The organism is Blautia acetigignens (assembly GCF_025566865.1).
GTDB lineage: Bacteria > Bacillota > Clostridia > Lachnospirales > Lachnospiraceae > Blautia_A > Blautia_A acetigignens.
Genome location: NZ_JAOQJM010000006.1, coordinates 69,320 through 88,050, shown reverse-complemented (window position 1 = coordinate 88,050; position 18,731 = coordinate 69,320). Strand labels below are relative to the sequence as shown.

The 18,731-nt window shown below is 50.4% G+C and carries 23 protein-coding genes; all 23 read right to left on the bottom strand.

Features of this window, described 5'->3' with window-relative positions; translation table 11 throughout:
• Positions 1–310 precede the first annotated feature (310 nt).
• Entirely contained in the window at positions 311–937 is a 627-nt protein-coding gene (locus OCV70_RS09425) for an L-2-amino-thiazoline-4-carboxylic acid hydrolase (protein WP_117854249.1), read from the bottom strand.
• A 202-nt stretch (positions 938–1,139) separates the two neighbouring features.
• A complete protein-coding gene (locus tag OCV70_RS09420; RefSeq protein ID WP_243000316.1) occupies positions 1,140–1,544 on the bottom strand; it encodes a class I SAM-dependent methyltransferase in 405 nt (134 codons plus the stop codon).
• On the bottom strand, positions 1,531–1,776 hold the full coding sequence (locus OCV70_RS09415; protein ID WP_202031095.1) for a hypothetical protein: 246 nt from the start codon (positions 1,774–1,776) through the stop codon (positions 1,531–1,533). Before OCV70_RS09415 ends, OCV70_RS09420 begins: the two co-directional genes overlap by 14 nt.
• Positions 1,777–1,792: 16 nt before the next feature.
• Positions 1,793–2,503, bottom strand: coding sequence for a DUF6796 family protein (locus OCV70_RS09410; RefSeq protein ID WP_243000318.1), 711 nt, complete (start codon positions 2,501–2,503; stop codon positions 1,793–1,795).
• A 10-nt stretch (positions 2,504–2,513) separates the two neighbouring features.
• Positions 2,514–3,113, bottom strand: coding sequence for an L-2-amino-thiazoline-4-carboxylic acid hydrolase (locus OCV70_RS09405; protein WP_117854251.1), 600 nt, complete (start codon positions 3,111–3,113; stop codon positions 2,514–2,516).
• Positions 3,110–3,772, bottom strand: coding sequence for an L-2-amino-thiazoline-4-carboxylic acid hydrolase (locus OCV70_RS09400; protein WP_117854252.1), 663 nt, complete (start codon positions 3,770–3,772; stop codon positions 3,110–3,112). The genes OCV70_RS09405 and OCV70_RS09400 overlap by 4 nt, the downstream gene beginning before the upstream one ends.
• Positions 3,769–4,503, bottom strand: a complete 735-nt coding sequence (locus OCV70_RS09395) for a DUF6796 family protein (RefSeq protein ID WP_117854253.1) — start codon at positions 4,501–4,503, stop codon at positions 3,769–3,771. The genes OCV70_RS09400 and OCV70_RS09395 overlap by 4 nt, the downstream gene beginning before the upstream one ends.
• Positions 4,500–5,342: a class I SAM-dependent methyltransferase gene (locus tag OCV70_RS09390; protein ID WP_117854254.1), complete on the bottom strand. Its 843-nt coding sequence runs from the start codon at positions 5,340–5,342 to the stop codon at positions 4,500–4,502. Before OCV70_RS09390 ends, OCV70_RS09395 begins: the two co-directional genes overlap by 4 nt.
• Positions 5,343–5,355: 13 nt before the next feature.
• Complete coding sequence (locus tag OCV70_RS09385; protein WP_118582749.1) at positions 5,356–5,847, bottom strand: hypothetical protein; 492 nt, start codon at positions 5,845–5,847, stop codon at positions 5,356–5,358.
• The gene (locus OCV70_RS09380) at positions 5,847–6,548 is read right to left on the bottom strand and encodes an L-2-amino-thiazoline-4-carboxylic acid hydrolase (protein WP_173767630.1); all 702 of its coding nucleotides are present in this window, start codon (positions 6,546–6,548) and stop codon (positions 5,847–5,849) included. The genes OCV70_RS09385 and OCV70_RS09380 overlap by 1 nt, the downstream gene beginning before the upstream one ends.
• A gap of 51 nt (positions 6,549–6,599) precedes the next feature.
• Entirely contained in the window at positions 6,600–7,286 is a 687-nt protein-coding gene (locus OCV70_RS09375) for a class I SAM-dependent methyltransferase (protein ID WP_173767628.1), read from the bottom strand.
• Positions 7,287–7,330: 44 nt separating this feature from the next.
• Positions 7,331–8,236 (bottom strand): alpha/beta hydrolase, encoded by a 906-nt coding sequence (locus OCV70_RS09370; protein ID WP_117854258.1) that lies wholly within the window; start codon positions 8,234–8,236, stop codon positions 7,331–7,333.
• A gap of 13 nt (positions 8,237–8,249) precedes the next feature.
• Positions 8,250–8,855 (bottom strand): class I SAM-dependent methyltransferase, encoded by a 606-nt coding sequence (locus OCV70_RS09365; RefSeq protein WP_117854259.1) that lies wholly within the window; start codon positions 8,853–8,855, stop codon positions 8,250–8,252.
• A gap of 4 nt (positions 8,856–8,859) precedes the next feature.
• Positions 8,860–9,474, bottom strand: a complete 615-nt coding sequence (locus tag OCV70_RS09360; RefSeq protein ID WP_117854260.1) for a class I SAM-dependent methyltransferase — start codon at positions 9,472–9,474, stop codon at positions 8,860–8,862.
• Between the two features lie 110 nt (positions 9,475–9,584).
• Positions 9,585–10,163, bottom strand: coding sequence for a TetR/AcrR family transcriptional regulator (locus tag OCV70_RS09355; protein ID WP_118582767.1), 579 nt, complete (start codon positions 10,161–10,163; stop codon positions 9,585–9,587).
• Between the two features lie 267 nt (positions 10,164–10,430).
• Positions 10,431–10,835: a group II intron maturase-specific domain-containing protein gene (locus OCV70_RS09350; protein WP_243176785.1), complete on the bottom strand. Its 405-nt coding sequence runs from the start codon at positions 10,833–10,835 to the stop codon at positions 10,431–10,433.
• A 20-nt stretch (positions 10,836–10,855) separates the two neighbouring features.
• Positions 10,856–11,260, bottom strand: a complete 405-nt coding sequence (locus tag OCV70_RS09345; protein ID WP_021926392.1) for a hypothetical protein — start codon at positions 11,258–11,260, stop codon at positions 10,856–10,858.
• A 327-nt stretch (positions 11,261–11,587) separates the two neighbouring features.
• On the bottom strand, positions 11,588–11,788 hold the full coding sequence (locus OCV70_RS09340; protein WP_021926391.1) for an iron dependent repressor, metal binding and dimerization domain protein: 201 nt from the start codon (positions 11,786–11,788) through the stop codon (positions 11,588–11,590).
• Positions 11,789–11,809: 21 nt separating this feature from the next.
• Positions 11,810–13,528, bottom strand: coding sequence for an ABC transporter ATP-binding protein (locus tag OCV70_RS09335; protein ID WP_021926390.1), 1,719 nt, complete (start codon positions 13,526–13,528; stop codon positions 11,810–11,812).
• Positions 13,522–16,797 (bottom strand): energy-coupling factor transporter ATPase, encoded by a 3,276-nt coding sequence (locus tag OCV70_RS09330; protein ID WP_173767626.1) that lies wholly within the window; start codon positions 16,795–16,797, stop codon positions 13,522–13,524. Before OCV70_RS09330 ends, OCV70_RS09335 begins: the two co-directional genes overlap by 7 nt.
• A gap of 17 nt (positions 16,798–16,814) precedes the next feature.
• Positions 16,815–17,519 (bottom strand): energy-coupling factor transporter transmembrane component T, encoded by a 705-nt coding sequence (locus OCV70_RS09325; protein WP_117854265.1) that lies wholly within the window; start codon positions 17,517–17,519, stop codon positions 16,815–16,817.
• Positions 17,516–18,094, bottom strand: coding sequence for an MptD family putative ECF transporter S component (locus OCV70_RS09320; RefSeq protein ID WP_117854266.1), 579 nt, complete (start codon positions 18,092–18,094; stop codon positions 17,516–17,518). The genes OCV70_RS09325 and OCV70_RS09320 overlap by 4 nt, the downstream gene beginning before the upstream one ends.
• Positions 18,095–18,258: 164 nt before the next feature.
• Positions 18,259–18,731: helix-turn-helix transcriptional regulator (locus OCV70_RS09315; RefSeq protein WP_262579652.1), on the bottom strand; the 473-nt coding region annotated here is incomplete at its 5' end.

Below are 18,731 nucleotides of genomic sequence, written 5' to 3'. Positions count from 1 at the left end.
TCCGTCTGCCTCATTTATCATGCATGATTCCGTGTAGTTATTGGGCTTCGATTTGATATGCAACCTTACCCTCATGCATAACCTCATATAAGGTTTCTGTCCGTCAGACCAGAGATTTGCCCATGAGTTAGTATGTTCCTCACATCCAGCTTCCTTCAGATTCCATCTCACGATGGACACCCTTGCTTTCGGCTATATCCTTCCCACTACCGGGCGGATTCGGGACTTTAACCCGTTAGAAACGTGCGCCGCTAGGCGCACATATGAAAAGAAGCTCGTATCAGCTATTGACCGATACGAGCTTCTCCGTTTATTCTCTGTTTCCGGTAATAAAGTAGTCGCAATACTCTCCGCCATTCGCCAGCGTCTGTTTTCTGTGCAGCACGCCGTGCTGAAGCGTGATCATCACTTCATCAAGTTCGCAGAACAACGGCATGAGTTCGGAAACACTGAGTTTCTCCGTGTAAATGCAAATCGGGCAGCGGGTAATGCGGTAGTAACAGGCACCCTCATACGGCTGCCCGACAAAATCCACCTTGAAGGAGGTCGGGTATTTCGCTTCCTTTTCGGGCGTGTACCATTTGGCGTATTTGACAACGCTCTTTTTGTTCTCCGCCTTGCCCTTGTCGGTATTCAAGTCGGTCTTTGCAAAATACCACTTGATATGATAGAGTGAGCGGCGCATCATTTCCTGCACGACCGTTGGCGGAATTTTCTTTTCGCTTGCCACATAGGGCGCAACGAAGGCAAGGGCGAACAACTCGTTGTATGCCATAGGGTTATCGTCACCGATGTCGTCTGCTTTCTCGACAAGCTCACGATAGACCTTTTTGCTCTTTTTCATAATGTCGGCGGCATATTCCCTGCCGTACTTCTCTGCCAGAACCTTTTTCATCGGGCTTTTGAACATCCAGAAATAAAAGCCGTTGTATTTCATATCACTTTTCCTCCCGTGATTTATTTACAGGCTTAAGAAACGTAGCCTAGCCGCCGAAGTGATAGACCATCGTCGCGTCCATATATAGCCCGGCAGTCTTGCGGTCGGTACATTCCGCCATGCTCCGGCGGTAGCTGTCAAACTGTGCGGAGATCAGCTTTCCATGATGCCGCGCCGATTACTTTCTTCCCACCAGCAATGTTCAGCCGCAAAGCATCAGGCGTCCGGCTTCCTTCGGCGTCATAAAGCTGCCGTCGGTCGTGTCGATCAGCTCTACGCGCTCATAGCCCATATCCCTGAGCTTTTGGACAAACTCCTGCATATCGCCGTATCTGCGAGGCGACATCAGGTCATGGATGGCAAACGTTCCGCCCTTTTTCAGCACGCGCAGCGTTTCCAGCAGAAGCGCCTGCTTGTCCTTCCCCGTGATATTGTGATAGACATAGTTGCTGGTCACTGCGTCGAAGCTCTCGTCGGGGAAATCCAGCTTCACGGCGTTTCCACGCCGGAACGAAGCGTTTTTCACGCCCTCCGCAGCGGCGTTTTTTTCGCACAGCGGCAGGCTGAAGGAGGCATATTCCTTGCCCCAGCGGTCAATGCCGACCATTTTCCCCTGGGGATTGCGCTTTGCGCAGGCAATGGTCAGCGCACCGCTGGGTGTACTTTGCACAAACGACAAAGGCAATGCCGAACACCACTCCCAGCACGACGCGCAGCTTTCCTCTCACACCGATGCCGAATACGCCGAAAACGAGCAGCAGCGCAAGGGACAGCACCGTTCCCGCGATGAGCGAAACCAGCATTCCCTTGGGGATCCAGTTTTTGTAATCAGGTTTCATGTTCAAGACTCCTTTTTTATTGAGTGTGACTTCTCTCATAAACCGCAGCCGCAATGCACCAGATCATGATAGCACTGTTCGTGCTGCTCTGGCTCATCACGGACATCCATGTAGACACCGGCATCTGCATTGCCTGCGCAATATCCGGTACTGCAGCCAGCAGAAGGTTCCATGTGACCGGATGGAAAGCAAGCATCCACTTTGGATAGCGCGTTTTTCCGGCAAGCAGCATCACAAAATGGATACCAAAAACCAATAGCATCGGAACATACATGGGGAGGATCGCGGGGAGCATATCGTCCTGATAGGCCGTAACCGCCGCAAGCGCGGCCTCCGCTCTGATACGCGGCCCCAGATAGGTGGTAAACCATGCCATGGTGGCCACCCATGTATGGATGGTCAGAGCGATCGCAACGGTGAATATCCCGCACAGAAACTGGATGGTTCTGGTCTTTCTATATTTTTCGTCGATGTCCGCATTCAGTGCTTTTACCACAAAGTAATAGAGAAAGCCCCCAATCGCTCCCAGTCCAACGGTAAGCACGGGCCTCCACAGCCCATAAGAGCCAGACAGATAACAGGCTCTGTTGAAAAGGCCGGTGTCGGTTTTCTGAAGCGGAACGCACCCCAGCAGCCAGTCCCCGGCAGCCATCAATCCACATCCGATCGCGCCAAGAATGCACCAGTGGATGAACTGTTTTGTTTCTTTCGTCTTCATTTTCTTCATTCCTGCGTCCCTATTTTATGATCTTCATGCAAAAGTCGCAGCGGTCATCGCCGCGCCCCAACGTCATGCTTCTCTCCCAGATCAGCTTCGGATGCAGCCCGACGTAGCTGATGTCGTCACTGTCGCAAAAGCAGCGGCACAGCTCCGGGTAGCCGTATTCTGCGCAGGTGTCGTGATAGGGACATTTCACCATATCCACACGCCATATACCGTTGCCGACCTGCAACTCCTTTGGGTCAAAGCCCGCCGCCGGGCCGAAGACGCTCCGCGTGGATTTGACGAAAACGCTGGGAACAAGGCGGTAAAGCCCCGGTATGAGCAGCAGGGTGGCAAGCTGTTTGTGACTCGTTCTCGCCAGCCGCTCCACATAGCCATGAACGATTTGCAGCGCCTCCTCTTTCGGCATGACCCGCTGCAAGGTTTCGTAGGCCGCAATGCCCGGTAAGATCTGCCGCTTGAGGTGGTATTGCTTCTCCTTGCTTGCATCTGCATTTTCAGCCAGCAGCGCATTCAACCGTGTATCAAAAAAGGCCTTCAGCTCCTTGGCGTGCGAGGAAAAGCGCTGTGCCGCAGTCTCCCGAAAATCACGGGAGAGATAGGTTTCCTTCATCGTCCGGCCTCCGTCTCAGGCTTCACGAAGCCCTTCTTTTTATACCCGCAGTCGCAGTATGGGCCGCCGGAGGCGAGAGTGTACTGCCGCACGAAGTCGGTCACGCCGCCCGCTTCGCTCATGGTGTAGTCCAGGCGGCACAGCGCCGGAGTGAGGTCATATAGCCCCAGCTTTTTCATCAGCACACAGATGCCGCATTTGGTGAAGCGTCCCTCGTATCCGCTGCCGTCGGGGTATTCGTAAAACTCCATATTCCATGAATACGGGTTGCGGTCGGCGGCTTTCAAGGCTGCGGTCGCCTTCATGCCGGAAATGTCCTTTTCGGCAAATTTGCTCTTTCCGCTCTTGCGGCAGAACCATTTCATCGGCTTTGTCATCATGGATTTTGCGTAATACTCCGTCAGCCACTCCACATCCGGACGCTCCGGCATGGAGAGAACGAACGCGCCGATCATTGCGCAGTTGACGATGTTCATCTTGAAGCGATCCGCTTTTTCAAACTCCGGCAGGTCTGCGATGATTGCTTTGTATTTCGGCTTTGCATTTTTCGTGATCGCTTTTGCCGTATCGGTATCGTAGCCGAGCACCTCTGTCAGCTGCTTTTGGAATGAGCCTGCAAACAGCGCCCACATTCCCATGGGCATACCTATGTATTTCATTGCACTGTCTCCTTACATTCTCCGCATTTTGCCTTCTCCCGCAGCAAAACCAGCCCCAATACCAAAACCAGCAGGTGTCCGGCGGATTCCGTGCCGTGATCGATCTGATCCAGCGGCCACGGCAGAAGCGTGAAGAGATTTCCCACAATCCCCGTAAAAACGATGGGGTTGCAGAAGGATGCCAATATCCGCTGTGCTGTGTTTTTCAGCGGGAGCATCCTTTTCCAGATCATAACGAGCATCACGACGGAAAGAAGTACATCACACAGGATATATGCTGCCAGCAGCGGCGCGGCGTTGCAGTAAAAAACCTTATTGGCGATCTCTGCTGCCGCCTGCATATCGCCGTATTTCTCAAAGGTAAACTTGAAGAACAGCGCCATGTTCGTAAACATAGCATGGACATAGCCCCAGCAGACCGTGCCGGTGAGATAGGCGATCTGAAACAGCTTGACCCACTTCTGCTGCTTTGGTTGGGTGAGGTGCCGCTTCAGGAGCTTCCACATCTGGTGAAAACCGATGTAATAGAGTGCCGTTCCGAGAACACCGCAGATAATGCTGACCACCATGCGCCATGTGGCCATATCGAGATAGGCGACTTTGACCATCAGTCCGATGGATTCCGTGCTTTGGGTTTTCCCGGTCGCCGCAAACAAAAAGTCGCCGATCACATAGAGCAAGCACCCGATCATTCCCGCAATAAGCGCTCGTTTTTCTTTACTCGATTTCATTTCCTGCCTCCAAATCCGATCTTCACGATCTGCATTTTCATCATGCCGTTGCCGACCTTTGCGAGAAAACGGAAAAAGCCGCTGACGGATGGGTCGCGGAGATCGTTGTAGCCCAGCATATAGCCCCGACTCGTGACCTGCAAACGGCTGTCCCACAGGGAAAGCTCGCTTTTTGCGTTCGAAACCGCAAAATACGCGCCCACATCCTGGATCTTCGCGCTCTTGAGCCATGTCTTGGCAATCATCTTTACCGCCGTCCGGTTCGCTGCGTCAAATACCAGCACGCCGCCGGGAAAAGCGTCTGCCATTTTTTGAACCAAAGCCTTGACCTGTTCGGTCAAAAAGTAGTAAAACACGCCGGAGGCAAAGAACAACGCGCCGCCGGAGGCATCAATTTCCTTAAACCACTCGGTATTGTTCAAATCACAAGAAATGCTTTCCTCCCGCTTTCCGGCGGGCAGCAGTTCATTGCGCAGGGCGATCACATCGGGAAAGTCCAGATTATAAATCTTGCAACTGCCGTTGTCGCAGCTTCTCCCTGTGCTGTCCAGTCCGCAGCCCAGATTGACCACCGCCGCATTGGGGTGAGATTTCAGATAATCCCGCACCTCAAAAGCAAGGTCATTCTGCCGCATGGCCACCTCCAGTGAACCGAAACGCTGCATCAGGCTGCGGGATTTTTTCTCCGCCTCTGAAAAGTCGTAGTCGATCTCGTCAATCAGGCGAACCGCTGTTTCGTCCCGGTAAAGATTCGGGTATAGTTCTGAGCAGACCTTCCGCGCATACAGCGGAATGATCAACGTCTCCTGTACGGTGTTTTTCTCGATTTTATATTTCATATAGGTATCTCCTTCAGTGAATAAATACCGACATAATCGCCGCCAGTGCTGCCGAAATGACCGCCATACCAACTGTGCCGAACAGCCACTTTTTGCCCTTATCCTTGGCTGTAATGTAGGGTTTCAGGTCTTCCGTTCCCGGAACTTCCCATGCGTTCGTATGTCCTACCCAATAGCCGTCAACCCAAAATCGGTCTATGAGATTCATAACGGACAGTATGACCAGCAGCTGCCAAAAGCCCTGAACGAAGCCCTTTGCGCCGTTGAGCGCATAGACACACACCAGCACATAGGCGATGTAACCGGGAACGCAGACAGCTTTGAAAATCAAAGCATTTCGCTTAATTTTCGCGTGTGTTGTAAGTCCCAGCGTTACGCACCGCTCCTGCACCTCCGGGCTGTAAAGATGCACCATGCCCACCGCGCCCTTGCGGATACCCACGGCACAGATGATAATCAGCAGAACCCCCAGCCCCAGACCTTCCAAAACCGTTTGTAAAAGCATTACTTGTTCCTCCTGTATCCTTTTTCGTCCCGGTATTCGGGATGCTCCTTTAAATATGGATCCTTGTTGCCGCAGATGGTATAATCGCATCGGCAGCCGTCCACGCAAGTAGTCGTCCGCACCAGTCTTGCATGGAGCAGCTCCATAGACGCAAAGTCCACATTACACAGGGCGGGCATAATATCCGTAAGACCGTGCTTGATAGCAAACTCCGCTGCCGGGCACGCCGTAAATTCATAATAAATAGGCTTGTCGGTTTCATAAGGCGCAACCGCCATCTCGTAATCGTGCCATTTATCGCAGCCGCTTTTCGCACGAACAAACGCCTTGTACATCAGCTTCCGCCAGAACGGCTTGTTGCAGTCCACAAATTTCAGCTTGCGGAAAGTCGGAAGAATCAGATTTTCCTCCATCTCTTCGATTTCACGGAACGAAGTAACTGCTTTGCAGACCAAATAATAGCTCATGATGGCGATGCAGTCGTAGGTGCCTCCTACGTCGTTGTGGAAGTTCTTTTTGCCGCCCAAGTCGGTGCGCCAGTCGGAGAGAAAGACCACGTACTGCCGCTGTACCTGTTCCCATATCGCCTCCCGCTCTGCTTCCGGGTAGTGCAGGGCGATCTTCGCCCGTATCTCTTTCTTGCAAGGCTTTGAATACAGCACATGGCTTTTGCGGTCGAATAGAAGCTCGTTGTCCTTCATCTGATTGCCTCCCTCCTTGTTCTTTCTTGCGTGCATGAGACCATCTCAGATTTAACCCGCTTTTCGGCAGACAAACCATGCCATGCTTTTCAGGTTTCCCATGTCCACATCCGTATACATTCCATCCAGCCGTGCTTTCAGACTGGAAACCGTTTCATAGGGCGGTGTGAAAAACCCTGCCTTTTCATAAGCATGCCGGACAAACCAATCCGTCCGCTTGTGCTCGCTCTTCACATAGAAGCAGCCGCAGAATGTCCCGCCGGGTCTCAAAACCCGGAAAACCTCCCGATAGGCGGCTTCCTTGTCCGGAAAAGCATGAAAGCCGTTCAGCGACAAAACGATGTCGAAAGTATCGTCTTCATAGGGAAGCGCCCCCACATCTCCCTGCCGGAAGGTTACATTTTTCAGGTGCAGGCAGTCAGCCTTTTCCCGTGCCTGCCTCATCATATCGGGCGAATAATTGAGACAGGTAATGTCCGCCTCCGGCATAGTCCGATAAACCGGCATGGTCAGAATCCCTGTTCCCACCGGCACTTCCAACAGCTTGCCGGAGAAATGCTCCGGAATACCGGACATTGCCTTTTCCAGATAGGCATCGTTTTCCGCCTTGTTCATTGCCCACACCAAGCAGCACACCGCTTTCCCGCTCAGGGTAGAGCAGGTGATCATGATGCCATCATAAAAATTATTGCCGCCCGTCATTCGGTATGCACTGCGAATGGCTTCTTTTCGTTCCATGGTTCTTCCTCCGTGTTTCAATCATCACACGACCGTTTCCGATTTCATTTTTTCAAAATGTCCACGATTTTCGCAAAGTCCTCTTTTGCCTCCTTGAAGATCGGCAGCATACAGTAGCAATGCACCATCTTCGGGCGGGCGGACACCGTATAGGGGACATTTGCTCGTTTGCAGGCTTCCTCAAAGTCCGGCAAAGCACCGTAGAGCACCTCGTCGGCAGAATAGAAGAAGTGAATATCGCCTACGCCGGTAAAATCTCCCCGGGAGCCGGAGAGCATATAGTCCGGCACATTCTCGCAGCCATGCCGCATGATTTTTTCCACTGTCACCATAAAGGCATAGTCGATGGAAACGTCCCGTTTATTGAGCGCCTGCATCCGCGCCTTTTCCGCATCGTTCCACGGCACTTCACCGGGGGATACAACGACGATGTGTCTCGGCTGCGGCAGCGGCTCGGGCTGCGCGTTGTTGTGCGCCGCGATCCCCAAAGCCAGCGCACCGCCAGAGGAAAAACCACAGGTGCTGACATTTCCGCCGCCGTACAGTGTAATTATTTTTCGATAACATTCGTACACCATCGCGTATGTTTCAGTAATGCAGTGTTCCATGCAGAGCGGGTAAAACGGAAACCACACATCACAGCCGGTCTCGCGGCAGAGCTTGCGCATCACAGGCAGGTCGCCCTTATCGGGGCCGATCACCATGCCGCCGCCAAAGAAATAGAGAATCGCGCGCTCGGACGGCTTCGGATGCTCTCGCACGATCAGGCAGGGAAAGCCGTTTACCGCGATCGTTTCATAATATACCTTGCGGTCGGTGGGCGTAAAAACGCCACGATGCCGGTTCTGCTTTTCAATTTCCTTTCGCAGTGCATCCTCCGGCAAGGCGAACGCCTTTTTCGCACCGGAGAGCTTGTATACGCTGCGTAAGATAGATGCAAAGATACTCATGATTTAGCCCCCCTCATTTCCGTGCCGTGATGCACAGCCAGCTTTTCTTTTTGTGTATCTGCACATCGTGAAAGCCCGCCTGCTCCAGATACGCCTTCAGCTCGGCGTCCTTGTAGATGGTCATGCCGCCGATGATCTCCGTCCACTTCTTGTCCTTGTCCGTATCGCCGTTGCTTTCGTTGCAGATGAGTAATTTCCCGTCGGGCTTCAGCACCCGGTAAACCTCCCGGAAGCACTGCGGCAGATCGGGCCAGAAATAGACGGTTTCAAAGGCCGTTACCGCATCGAACCAGTCGCCTGCAAAGATCATATCCGCCACGCTGCCTTGCAGAACGGTGCAGCGGCCCTCCGCTATGGCGGCCTCGTTGACCTTTTTGGATTTCTCCACACTGACAGGGGAATAGTCAATGCCCTTGACAATACCCTCCGGGCATTTTTTCAGAAGTCTCTTGATGTTCGCCCCTCCGCCGCAGCCGCAGTCCAGCACCTTGGCGTCCAGAGTAAGCTCCAAAAAGCGAAGTCCCCACCGTGCCACAGGACTGTGCCCCAGATTCATCATGGCGACCATGATTTTCCCGCCAAGCCCCACAGGCTTTCTGGTGTTCTCAAAAAATGACATCTTATCACACCTCCGATTTCACACATTCCGCATAGGTCAGCGGGAAGGATGCCTTCAAAACAGCGCTTTTCCGCACCGTCCAGCCGTTCTGCCGCAGAAAAGTCAGATATTCCTCGCTCGTCCACTTGCTGCGGAGAGGAAAGCCTGCCATCCTCATAAAAAATGCCCTGACCATGCCGGAAAAAGAGTTTCCGGCATGGGTGAAGGTCGGCGCAATCAACACGCCGTCATCCTTCAGAACCCGCTTGATTTCTTGCAGGGCTTTCTCCGGCTGCGGCACGATGTGCAGTGCGTTTGACACGATCACCACATCAAAAGATTCATCCGCGTAGGGCAGGCGGAACATATCCTGCACGGAAAAGTGCAGCTTCGCCGAGTGATTGTCCCGCTTGGCTTCCGCAATCATTTCCGCAGAAGCGTCCGTCGCCTCGATGTGTGCCGCTGCGTTTACGATATGTTTTGCGATTAGCCCCGTGCCGGTCGCCAGATCCAACACCGTTTTTGCTTTCACCACCGGCCGGATGTGCGCACACATCTCCTCATACGCTGCCCGATCCTTTCGCATAAAGCGGTCGTACCGACCGGCATTTTTGTCCCAGAAGTTCTTGTGTTCCGGCATCGCTATCATTCCTTTCGATATTAGATTCGCCTAACCGATACGCACAGTCGCGTAGTTAGAGAGTGCTAACCGCCGTATTTCGGAAAAGCCGCATCTCTGCGGCCTTCCGTTTATTTAAATAACTCCCTGCAAGCGCCGTACACCAGCGTTTCCAGCACCTGCGGGTACAGTTCTCCAATCTGCTCCTTGTGGGAAACAGTCAAGATCAGTCCCCGTACCGTGGCGGCAGCCAAAGAGATGCCGCGATTCGGCGCAAGGTCATATTTCTCCAAAAGTAGACGAATGTGCGTCTCGTCATCGTGGTAATGGACATTTTTGATGTCCTCCGGCAGTCTCTGCAAAAGCAGCTTCGCATCGTTTTCAATGAAAACCATGTCGCCGGTATCGGACAGCCGCCGGCAGACGGCAAGAACCGCCTTTGCCGCACGCTCCGACGGCGGCAAGCCGTTTGCTTCGCTCAGTGCATGGTCAGCCACTCCGTAAAGATCGGAGTGAACGTTCTCCAAAACCGCGAAGAAAAGCATTTCCTTGGATTCGTAGAATTTATAGAACGAGCCCTTTGAAATGCCGACCGCCTTCGTCAGCTGCTCTACGGAGGTTTTCTTCATCCCCAGCGTGACAGCACAATGTCTCGTTTCCTTCAGCAACGCCTTGCGGAGCTGCTCAGTTTCGTAATCGGTAAAAGCCAAGGTCGCACCCTCCCTGAAATATGACCATTTCGGTTCTTCTGGTCATATTATACCGCGCTTCTTTCTGGTTTGCAAGAGGTGCGGAGAAAAAAAACGCTAATCAAAAGGGGGTGCAGTGTTGCAGAAAGAGACGCTGGAATTCTGGTAACCGGTAATCGCTGTTGCCGCGGTAAAAGAAACTATATCGTAAATAGGGTAGAGGGAAAATAAATATTTTCGCCCCTCCCATTGAACCGTACGTACGGGTCTCGTATACGGCTCTACAATTTATATTCCAACTTTAACTAAGTAATAGGATAAGGGATTGAGCAGACCAGCTCCATCTTTTATCCTGTTTTCAAGTAAATCCTTGCTGATAATGAAATTCACCACGTTCATTCCGCTTCTTTTGTACCAACCCAGTCTCGAATTTGCAGCTTTAAATATTTCTTTATTGCTAAATCTGTTCTTATGTTTCCAGTTCAGATAGCTTAGATTCCGATAAATGGTTTTGGGTCTCTTCCATTGCTTCATGACAATTACTCTGATTTTATGTCTCAGCCATTCCCCGAGTTCTTTCACAAACTGTTTCATCTTTCCAATTCTGAAATAATTTATCCACCCTCGTACAATCTCGTTTACCCTTTTAATTGTAACTGCAAGTGGTCTCGCTACTGCTTTTCCTCTTTTCAGATATTCGCTCAGCTTCTTTTTCAGTTTCTTTTTCTTTTCATTGGTCGGTCTGACTTTCCATTCTGAACCATTCTATAGTATCGTAAAAATTTGTCTTTTAATACATACTTATCATTCCGAAATACAACCGTGACAGGCTTATCAAAATGTCCACGTTCTTTATAATATTCAATCATAGAATCAATTTTCTTTTCTGCTGGCCTATTCTTTTTAAAACATGGTGGAACTTCAATTTGATTTATAGGAATGCTTCTTATCCCATCAAAGTATTCTGGTTGTGTCGTTGTGATTTTTCTGTGCTTTTCATTTTCACTATTTCTAAGATAAATCTCTGCATTCTTTATATCCATTTCAATTTCATGCTTTTCTGATTCAGATAATTTCTCTGTAGCCGCAATATAAAAAGCACATTTTTCATCTTGCACACACCTTTTTCCTACATTTTCAACACAGTTAATATTATAGCACTTATTTTTCTTCTCTTTGTATATACAGGATATCTGAAGTAATAGATTGCTTGATTGTTGTCCTGTTCAAGTTCATTCAACACTTGCCAAAATGTCGTAGCAAATGCTGAAGAAAGCTGTCGAATCAAAAAGGGGCGTGGACAGTGCTTTGACTATCCACGCCCCTTTATCGGGCAAGAGTATTCGATTATGTAGACCTCCTTCTTGGGGAGGATGCTAAAAAGGATAATTTCCTCATAGGCGGCCATCTTTTACTCTTTTATTAGCTGTCTGTAACTGTTCTGTTCAAACATTGGAGAGATTTTCAGCAAGCATCATAAGGGCCAAAAAACTCTTTTTACTAACAGCATGTTCCATACGGCAGGCATCATCCATAGCGGTTTTTTCATCCACACCGAGGCTCGTCAATAAATCGCAAAAGATATTGTTACGAGTACACTCATCTGATTCATTTTCATTGACTCCCTTTGTCATACCTGTCTGCATTGTTTTCTGATTCCCGAAGCTCTATCGATGTACCGTCTGTGCTTCAGCCAAACGATAGAACAATCCCTTTTGATTCAGAAGTTCCTCCGGCGTTCCCGTCTCTGCGACGCGGCCCTGTTCCAGGACAACAACCTTATCGACGTTTGCAATCGTCCGCATACGGTGCGCAATAACCAGTACAGTTTTCCCCCGCAGCAACACGGACAGTGCCTGCTGAACCAAGTTCTCATTCTCCGCATCCATGGAAGCTGTGGCTTCGTCCAAAATAACTACCGGCGCATCCTTCAGGATCGCCCGGGCGATAGAGATACGCTGCCGCTCGCCTCCTGAAAGGGCGCAGCCATTCTCACCGATATTGCTGTAATAGCCGCCAGGCAGACGGGAAACAAACTCCTCGCACTGAGCTGCCCTGGCTGCCGCCAGCACTTCCTCATCTGTCGCCCCCGCCCGACCAAGGCGGATGTTCTCCATAACGGAATCGTCAAAAAGGGTCACATCCTGAAAGACGATGGCATAATTCTTAAACAGCGTTTCCGGCTCCACAGTCGTCACGTCCACGCCACCCAGCAGTACCTGACCGGCATCTGCATCCCAGAACCGGGCTGCCAGACGGGAAACAGTAGATTTTCCGCTGCCGGAAGGGCCTACAAGCGCAGTGATCTGCTCCTGTTTCGCTACAAAGGAAATCCCATTGAGTACAAGCTCATCATTGTACGAAAAAGAAACATCCTTAAACTCAATGTCGTACCCATTGTTCTTACAAACAGGCTGACCAGTCTGCTCCACTGTCGCTTCCATCTTCTTCGTCCGCTCAATGCTGACAAATGCAGAAAACAGTTCCGCCATCAGCATAAAGCAGGAACCAAAGGGTTCATAAACACGGCCTGCTACCAACAGATAAAGAATAAACATATTGACGGACAGCATATTTTGAGCTACCAACAGACCTCCAACCAGCAGAACTGCCACCAGCCCAAAGCGTACTGTCAGCTGCGCCAACGTCACAGCAGTACCTGGAGCCAGCTCATTACGAAACGCACACTTTACCACATAATCCAGTTTTTTCTCAACTCCATCCAGGTATTCCTGTTCCAGACCGGCGGAGCGAAGCTCCTGTATGGTATCCAGATATTCCTGCACCCCATCATAAGCGGCACGGTGAGCGTCATAATTGCGGCTTTCCGCTTTTGTCTGGGCCTTTCTGGCCGCTATCAAAATAAGCGTAGCTACCGGTACCGGCAGAACAATGCACAGCCCCATGCGCCAATCCATGATCAAAAGCCCCACGGACACAATCACAAACATAATGACTGTTCCAAAGAGACTGGGAACCGCATTGGAAAAAATTCTTTCCAGTTTAGAGCAGTCACCCATCATGGTTGTTGTCAGATCAGACAGATCACGCTGACCGAAAAATGCCAGTGGAAGCCGCCGCAGCTTTTCCGCCAGGGTAATTCTCCGGTTAGCGCTTTCTTCGTAAGCCACTTTATAAGTCAGGTTATACTGAACCCATTGGGTTATGAAGATCAAAAGTAAGAGAACCGCCGCCATCAGAACTATCACTCCTGGCTGCATTGTCAGTTCAGTCTCCCCGCAGAGCCTGTTCAGAAGTCCCATGGTCACCAGCATCAAGAGGGAAATGGGAGCCATGATGCACAAATGTCCTATCGTAGTTGCCACAATCCCGTGCTTTAATTCCCGTTCCCCCTGATCGCTTAATGCGAATAATTTCTTCAGCATGGTTTCACCTCCTCTTTCCGGTCAATCTTCCAGGCGATTGCCTGATTGTAATCTGCCCACATATGGGCATACTCGCCATTCTTACCAAGCAGTTCCTGATGCGTTCCCTGTTCTACCAGACTCCCTGCTTTCATTACCAGGATCTGATCCGCATCCTGAATGGTGGACAGCCGGTGCGCAATCATAATGACTGTTTTTCCCTTTGTCAGTTCCTTCAGGGCTGCCTGAATCTGTATCTCATTTTCCGGGTCGGCAAATGCCGTGACTTCATCCAGAATGATGACCGGTGCGTCCTTCAGAATTGCTCTGGCAATAGCCACCCGCTGTACTTCTCCTCCAGAAAGATAGACGCCTTTCCCGCCCACGATGCTGTCAATGCCCTCCGGCAGCTTTGCCAGAATATCATCACACTGTGCCAGACGGGCTGCCCGCAGGATATCTTCCCGGCTGGCATTTTTGCAGCCGCCGCGGATATTTTCCTCCAGTGTTGTTTTCAGTAATTTGGGATTCTGGAAGACAAAAGCAATCTTTCCCATGACTTCCTGTCGGGAAATCTCAGAAAGTTCCACGCCGCCCAGCGTAATACGCCCCTCCTGCACATCATAAAAGCGGGGGACCAGGGTCCCGATGGTGGTCTTGCCGGAGCCGGAATGTCCCACCAGTGCCGTAACGGTTCCGGCTTTTGCTGTAAAACTGACATCTGAAACCGCAGGCTGTTCTCCTGTGGGATAGGTAAAGGTCACATGCTCAAAGCAAATGTCGCTGCCCTGTGCCATTTGCGGCTCCTGTGCCTCTGACTGCTCTCTGGCAAGCAGAATTGTGTCAATCCGCCGCATAGATTCCATAGCCTGCATCTTATAGTTGCTCATGTACATGATCTTGTTGAGAACAGATGCGCATGCAGGTGCAAAAATCAGATAAAACAGGAAATTCTCTATAAAGGCAGTCAAATCTCCCGCCGAAGTCATGCCGATGAGTGCGGCAGGGATCAGCACAAGAAAAGCGGCATTGACCACAGTATTGAAGCCCACATATCCGGGCTTGCAGGCCATAGTAAAGGCCAGTGCGTCATCCCGATAAGCATTGATCGCTTCCTTGAAGCGCCGTATCGAATGTACCGACTGTCCAAATACCTTTATCACGGAGATTCCCCGGACATACTCTACCGCCTCGTGGTTCATTTCCTCCTGAGCGTCCTGATAGCGCTTCATGAAATTCATGGTTTTTTCGCCCATCATTGTCATCTGGCAGGCAAAGCTTGCAAGCATCAGAACGATCAGTGGAAGGCCAATGCGCCAGTCCATAGCCAGCATCAGCACAAGGCTGGCAACCGTCGTGACCTGAGCGCTCACCAGATCCGGCAGCTGATGGGCAAGGTAAGTCTCCATTTGGGCGCTGTTTTCATCAATGATTTTTCTTAGCTTTCCGCTGGGATTTTCCTCAAAATACCCCATTGGCATCCTGGACAAATGACGGAGCGCTGCCATTTTTAAATTCTTTTCTGTATGAAAAGCTGCGGTATGGGAGCATATAAGTGCCGCAAAATTAATGATCAGCCCGGCCAGTTCCAGCGCCAATGCCCACACGCCCCACTGCACCAGGGACGAGATAGAAAAACCTCCTCCGGTCAGTCCTGTTAAAAGCACACGGGCCGCAAAATAAACACACACAAACGGTCCCAGAAGGAACAAGGCGCTGATGCCGGACAACAACTGCGCAGCGCCCAGTAGGGGACGATGCCGTCCTGTAAACTCTAACAGGCGCGGAATACCGGTTTTCTGCGGCTTCTTTGTCTGCGCATCCTCTCCAAATACCTTCTTCATATAAATCACTCCTCTCTCATCAAGCGGTATAAATTTCTTTACTTCCCCTGCGTGGATATGCAGAATATGGGTCGCACAGCGCAAGATCAGCTCCGGATCATGTGTCACGATCAGGGTACTGGCTGCCTGTTTATTGGCTGCACGGATCAGTTCCGCTGTCCGCAGCAGATTTTCTCCATCCTGACCGCTGGTCGGCTCATCATAGAGCATCAGTTTTCGCTTCATGCAAAGAGCTGTTCCCAGAGAAAGCCTTTGTTGCTGACCTCCGGAGAGGGAGCCAGGGTGACGGTTCTCCATACCATTTAAGCCCAGCGTTGTCAAAACCTCTTTGCCCTTTTCTTCTGACAGTGCCGGATTATTCAAGGTCAATTCACCCAATACCGTATCGCTGAACAGTTGATGTCCTGCCTCCTGCATGACCAGGTAGACCTGCTCCGGCAGCTTTTTATGCGCGATCTTCTTGCCGTCGATCCGTACTGTACCCGTATGCTTCAAAAGACCTGCCAGGCAAAGACTGAAAGTGGATTTCCCGGCACCGTTTTCTCCGATCACCGCTACGATTGCCCCTGACGGTATTTCTAAATGCGGCACATTCAGTACCTGGCGCATCTGGCGGCTAAACTGAAGCCAATCTATTTCCAGCCCGGTACTCTTTTGTTTTATCAGCCCCATATCGGGCCTCAGCTCATAAAGCTGCTCCTGCTTTACTGCCCTGAGTCCCAACGCTTTGCGCTTCTCCAGCGAAAGACCTGCCGCTGCTTCCGGCGTAAATTCCTGCCTGATCCGGCCCTCCTCCAGCAGCACATAACGGTCAGCGATTCCCTCCAGATACCACAGCCGATGCTCTGAAATCAGCACAGTTCTTCCTTCATCCTTCATCATGCGGATCAACTTCTGCAGTTTTCGGATGCTCTCCATATCCAGATTAGAAGAAGGCTCATCCATAACGATGACCGACGGTAAAGCCGCATAAACGGAGCCACAGGCGATCTGCTGTTTCTCGCCGCCTGACAGTTCAAAAATATTCCGGTCCATCAGCTCCTGCAGGTTCAGACGATAGGACACCTCCTCCAGACGCTTCTTCATCTGCGGGCGGGGGAGATTCTGATTTTCCAGATTAAAAGCCATCTCTCCGGTCGTATCCAGATGGAAAAACTGGGTACGGGGATTCTGGAAGACACTTCCCACAATCCGGGACGTTTGGGGCAACGGTGTCTGCTGCATTTCCTGTCCGCCTACAAGGACATTCCCCTCCAGTTTCCCGGCATAAAAATGTGGGATAAGACCGTTTACCAGGCGAAGCATGGTCGTCTTCCCACATCCGCTTTTCCCACAAAGTACCACACATTCTCCGCGTGATGCCTGAAAGCTTACATCAGACAGCACCTGCATTTCATTTGCTTCCCCGTTCTGGTAAGAAAAGGAAACATGATTCAGTTTGATCAAAACATCTCCTCCCTTCCTCAGAAACAAAGATTCCAGAACAGCAGTCCGGCAGAAACAGCTATTATACACCAATCCAGAGCCTTCATCTGAACCTCCGCATAACTGGTTCGCGGCATATTTTTGTCAAACCCCCGCGCCATAACAGCAGCTGACATCTCATCCACGATAACCGAGCACTGCAGCAAAAAGGGAACCAGCATATATTCCATCATCTGCAGCGGACGACGAAAAACATTTTTCCATGTCAGCGCCATCCCTCTTAATCGGAGCGCCTGATTCACCATCTGCCATTCTTCCTGGATAGTCGGGACAAAACGGAGCATCACCGCCAGAGGAATGATGACCTCGTTTGGCAGATGCATCTGAGTAAATGCACTGATATATTCCCCAATCCTGGAAGTCTGTGTCACAATATAAAAGGCTGCAAACATCGGTAAAATAAACCGGCAGAAATGACATGCCAGCATGATGATATTCTGCAGTATCCCTGACAATCGCGGTGCTAGAAACAGATCGCAAAAAAACATAACTGCAAAGATAAGACCGGTATAAAAAGCCCTCTTCCATTTCTGGCACAGAAGCGTTATCCCCACACACAGGGCAAGAAGGACAAATTCCTGCGGATGTGTCAACCCGGAAAATGCCGAAAGGCAGGCGGCAATAAATACCGCCAGCTTACTTCTCGGATCCAAAAGACCACTGGAAATCTTTTCGCGGTTCACGCTGTAATACCGGCTTTCACAAAATGTTTTTTCAGGATCTTTCTTCCAAACAGACCGCCAAGCAATCCGCCCACCAAAGCCAAAGCAATCAGCACAAGAACAATCCAGCTAGGCGTCAGCTTATCCAGCGTTGCGATATATTCTTCTCCATAGTACCCTGCACAACTTTCTAAGAAGGCATCCTTTGCCAGAATAAGGGCAAAGAAGGGACCCATAGAAGTCAGGTTGAACACACAGTAGCTGACTGCCAGAGCACCTGCAGATTTGCGTCTTTTTGCGGTAATGAGTTCAGCGATTAATCCCCATACAACTGCAAAAATCAGCGGATAAATGGTTGCCATGGACGTAATCAGCCCCACCAGGAGCGCCAGCACCAGGATTGCACCGGTGCGCGGCACCTTGGTGGCATACAGCATATACACAGTTCCCAGTATGATGCCGGCAATCAACGGCGTTGCCAGAAAGAGGATTGGAACAATGGTCAGGACTGAAGACAACACCGTGAGCAGCACTAAATAAATTGCACCAAAGGCGCCTGCGGTAATTAAATCCTTTGTTGTAAGTTTTGTTTTCATATGTATTTCTTTCCTTTCTGCATCTTTTGTTAGTCTTTACTAACTCGTACATATTACCATGTGAAAGATTCTTTTGCCACTCCGAAAAGCCATGCCTTCTGCAAAATGCTCCAAAAAGCCAAAAAATGACACCTCCATTCGGAAGGTGTCACTATGATTTTCTTCTACTTTTTTTCCTTTCGATAGGCACTTGGTCTGCAGCCTATCACCGCATGGAATGCCTCTGAAAATTTGCTTGGATTCTGATAACCCATTTCCAGCGCAATTTCGCTGATTTTTTTATCTGACTGGCGCAAAAGCTGTGCCGCCCGATGCATTTTGTAACTACGCAAATATGCATAAGGTGATTCGCCATAAATTTGCCTGAATCCATCTTTTAACTGTGTCAGACTTAAATTGTGCTCCAATGCCAGTTCCTTCAGATTGGTCCGGTGTTCCATATCCTGTACCAGATGCTCCCTGACATGCTTGATCCGCTTCACGGTCACTCCCGAAATATAGTGCTGGTTCTCCTCAAAAAGAGTTTGTCTGAATTGGAAATGATAAAGGAGCTCCAAAATCTTCAGCCGCAAAAAGGGCAGAGACGGACGATCCAGATGTGTATACAGTTCCTGATATACATGCTCTATTTCCGCAT

Coding starts and splice junctions, on each gene's coding strand:
- OCV70_RS09425 (WP_117854249.1), bottom strand. CDS start 937: ATGAAATACAACGGCTTTTATTTCTGGATGTTCAAAAGCCCGATGAAA.
- OCV70_RS09420 (WP_243000316.1), bottom strand. CDS start 1,544: ATGGTCGGCATTGACCGCTGGGGCAAGGAATATGCCTCCTTCAGCCTG.
- OCV70_RS09415 (WP_202031095.1), bottom strand. CDS start 1,776: ATGAAACCTGATTACAAAAACTGGATCCCCAAGGGAATGCTGGTTTCG.
- OCV70_RS09410 (WP_243000318.1), bottom strand. CDS start 2,503: ATGAAGAAAATGAAGACGAAAGAAACAAAACAGTTCATCCACTGGTGC.
- OCV70_RS09405 (WP_117854251.1), bottom strand. CDS start 3,113: ATGAAGGAAACCTATCTCTCCCGTGATTTTCGGGAGACTGCGGCACAG.
- OCV70_RS09400 (WP_117854252.1), bottom strand. CDS start 3,772: ATGAAATACATAGGTATGCCCATGGGAATGTGGGCGCTGTTTGCAGGC.
- OCV70_RS09395 (WP_117854253.1), bottom strand. CDS start 4,503: ATGAAATCGAGTAAAGAAAAACGAGCGCTTATTGCGGGAATGATCGGG.
- OCV70_RS09390 (WP_117854254.1), bottom strand. CDS start 5,342: ATGAAATATAAAATCGAGAAAAACACCGTACAGGAGACGTTGATCATT.
- OCV70_RS09385 (WP_118582749.1), bottom strand. CDS start 5,847: ATGCTTTTACAAACGGTTTTGGAAGGTCTGGGGCTGGGGGTTCTGCTG.
- OCV70_RS09380 (WP_173767630.1), bottom strand. CDS start 6,548: ATGAAGGACAACGAGCTTCTATTCGACCGCAAAAGCCATGTGCTGTAT.
- OCV70_RS09375 (WP_173767628.1), bottom strand. CDS start 7,286: ATGGAACGAAAAGAAGCCATTCGCAGTGCATACCGAATGACGGGCGGC.
- OCV70_RS09370 (WP_117854258.1), bottom strand. CDS start 8,236: ATGAGTATCTTTGCATCTATCTTACGCAGCGTATACAAGCTCTCCGGT.
- OCV70_RS09365 (WP_117854259.1), bottom strand. CDS start 8,855: ATGTCATTTTTTGAGAACACCAGAAAGCCTGTGGGGCTTGGCGGGAAA.
- OCV70_RS09360 (WP_117854260.1), bottom strand. CDS start 9,474: ATGCCGGAACACAAGAACTTCTGGGACAAAAATGCCGGTCGGTACGAC.
- OCV70_RS09340 (WP_021926391.1), bottom strand. CDS start 11,788: ATGCAGACAGGTATGACAAAGGGAGTCAATGAAAATGAATCAGATGAG.
- OCV70_RS09335 (WP_021926390.1), bottom strand. CDS start 13,528: ATGCTGAAGAAATTATTCGCATTAAGCGATCAGGGGGAACGGGAATTA.
- OCV70_RS09320 (WP_117854266.1), bottom strand. CDS start 18,094: ATGAAAACAAAACTTACAACAAAGGATTTAATTACCGCAGGCGCCTTT.